The organism is Streptomyces sp. CB01580 (genome assembly GCF_001905795.1).
Classification (GTDB): Bacteria; Actinomycetota; Actinomycetes; order Streptomycetales; family Streptomycetaceae; genus Streptomyces.
This window is the reverse complement of the sequence record NZ_LIXJ01000079.1, coordinates 1-2,373: the sequence shown is the minus strand read 5'-3', so window position 1 is coordinate 2,373 and position 2,373 is coordinate 1. Positions and strand designations below refer to the sequence as shown.

The following is a 2,373-nucleotide window of genomic DNA, read 5'->3' as shown; positions in this document are numbered from 1 at the left end:
CGGCGGTCGAGGGGACACGGGCTCCCGGGGCTGAGGGTCCGGGGGACCGGGCCGACCGGCGCGACCGCGGTGCCCCGGGCGCCTCGCCCCGCGATCCGACGGGGGCGCTCAGTCCCCCGGTTCTCGCAGTTCCCGCTGGACGCGGCGCGAGGGGCGGAAGGCGTAGAGGTCGAGGATCCCGGGCGGGTCCACCAGCCCCGGCCCGCCCGCCTCGACCCAGGCGACGATGTCCGTCACGGCGTCCGGGTCGTTGACGAGCCCGAGCCAGACCGGTCGGCCACCGGCCGCGCGCCCCTGGGCCGAAGGCTGTACGACGACGACATTGGCCTGTTCGCAGGCGTCCAGGCAGTCCACTGCGCGGACCGTCGCCACGTCGGCGAGCGTCCGGCGCAGCACGGCGAGCTGACCGGCGTGGTCCACGTCCGGGATCTTCGGGGTTCCGCAGCAGCAGCCGCGGCAGACGCTGACGGTGGGCCGGGAGGCGCCCTGTGCGGGGGCGGGCTTGCGCGGGTGGCGGCTCATGCGGGGACGCCTCCAAAGACGGCTCGGACGATCACTGGCGGACTGTACCGACCCCGCATCGGATCGAACACCTGCGCATCTCCGGTGGTCGGTGGGGTAGAGTGGGCGGCTGCGAAGGGGAGTAGCCCCGCGAACCGGTCGTCGACACACTGGAGCCCTCGGGTTCCCGGTGGCCGGGCCCGTGAGTCCTACGGGCGGGCGAGACCTTCGGTCAGGTATGACGTGCCCGCGACCTGCGGGTGCCGACGTCGTGCCGGGCCGAGTGGTCCTCCGGACAGCCCGAGTGGCGCTTCGCGAAGGCCCGGGGTCCGGCTCTCACAGAAAGCCACCCGGAATGCACCTCGACCCCCTGGCGATCATCACCGCCTTCGGGCTGATCTTCCTCGCCGAACTGCCGGACAAGACGATGTTCGCGTCGCTCGCCATGGGCACCCGCATGCGCCCGCTGTACGTCTGGTTCGGCACGTCGTCCGCGTTCATCGTGCACGTCGCGATCGCCGTCGGGGCGGGCAGCCTGATCGGGCTGCTGCCGGACTGGCTCGTCAAGGTCGTCTCGGCGTCGCTGTTCGCGTTCGGCGCGTTCATGCTGCTGCGTGCCGGTGGCGGCGATGACGAGGAGGAGGACGGCGCCAGGACGGTGACCGGGTTCTGGCCGGTCTACTCGACCGCGTTCATGGCGGTCTTCATCAGCGAGTGGGGCGATCTGACGCAGATCACCACGGCCAATCTGGCCGCGAGCAACGGCACCTGGTCCACGGCGATCGGGTCCGCGGCCGCGCTGATGTCGGTCTCGGCGCTGGCGCTGCTCGCGGGGCAGTTCATCGCGAAGCGGGTGCCGCTCAAGACGGTTCAGCGGATCGGCGGGCTGTGCATGCTGGGCCTGGCGATCTGGACCGTGGTGGAGATCTTCGTCGGGTGACGCCGCACGGGGCTCCCGACATCGCCCGACCGGGCGGGCGCGCGCCCCGACCGGGCTCCGGGCCCACCCGGGCCCGGGATTCCGCCGCCCGGGCCCGGGTCCGACACCACCCGGTCCCCGAATCCCCCGCCGCCCGGGCCTCCGGCGTCACACGTCCGCCGCACCGGCCCGGGCGGTGCCCCCCGTCCGTCCTCCCCAGGAGGCGTCAGGAGCCGGGAGGCGTCAGGAGCCGGGAGGCGTCAGAAGAGGGAGAGGTCCGGGCCGTCGTCGCGTCCGCCCTTCTCGAAGGCCAGCAGCCGTTGCTTGCGGTCGAGCCCGCCGCCGTAGCCGGTGAGACCGCCGGAGGCACCGATCACGCGGTGGCAGGGGACGATGATGCCCACCGGGTTCTTGCCGTTGGCGAGACCCACCGCACGGGAGGCGCCCGGCTTGCCGAGGGTCTCGGCCAGTTCGCCGTACGAGCGGGTCTCGCCGTACGGGATCAGCTGGAGCTGCGCCCAGACACTGCGCTGGAACGGGGTGCCGTCCAGGCACAACGGCAGGTCGAACTCGCGCAGCTCGCCGGCGAAGTAGGCGTCGAGCTGGCGGATCGCCTCCGTGAAGGGGCGCGGGTCGGGCTCGCCGAAGGTCTCCTCGGGCGGACGGTGGCGCTGCTCGGTCATGTAGAGGCCCGAGAGCACGCCGTCGGTGGCGACGAGTGTCAGCGAGCCGTAGGGGCTGTCGACGACGGTGTGCCGCCGGTGGACGGCCGTCCCGGGCCGCCGGGAGGTCGCGGATGCGGGCGTGGTGGTCATGACGGATCGTCCCAACTGGGTCATGCGGGCAGGTGGTTGATGGGGTGGTCGTCGACGGTCCAGAGGTACTGGACCGCGTACGCGCGCCAGGGCCGCCAGGCCGCCGCGCGGGCGGTGAGCGCGGCGGGGGTCGACGGG

At 73.3% G+C, this 2,373-nt stretch carries 3 protein-coding genes; 1 reads left to right on the top strand and 2 read right to left on the bottom strand.

Annotated elements, in window-relative coordinates; all coding sequences use genetic code 11:
* Nucleotides 1-108: 108 nt before the first annotated feature.
* On the bottom strand, nt 109-522 hold the full coding sequence (locus tag AMK22_RS37160) for a (2Fe-2S) ferredoxin domain-containing protein (protein ID WP_073792152.1): 414 nt from the start codon (nt 520-522) through the stop codon (nt 109-111).
* Nucleotides 523-856: 334 nt separating this feature from the next.
* Between AMK22_RS37160 and AMK22_RS37155 the strand changes: the two genes are divergently transcribed.
* Nucleotides 857-1,441 (top strand): TMEM165/GDT1 family protein, encoded by a 585-nt coding sequence (locus AMK22_RS37155; RefSeq protein WP_073792150.1) that lies wholly within the window; start codon nt 857-859, stop codon nt 1,439-1,441.
* 239 nt (nt 1,442-1,680) lie between these two features.
* Here AMK22_RS37155 and AMK22_RS37150 read toward each other — a convergent pair whose 3' ends face one another.
* Nucleotides 1,681-2,235: a methylated-DNA--[protein]-cysteine S-methyltransferase gene (locus AMK22_RS37150; protein ID WP_073792148.1), complete on the bottom strand. Its 555-nt coding sequence runs from the start codon at nt 2,233-2,235 to the stop codon at nt 1,681-1,683.
* Nucleotides 2,236-2,373: the final 138 nt, after the last annotated feature.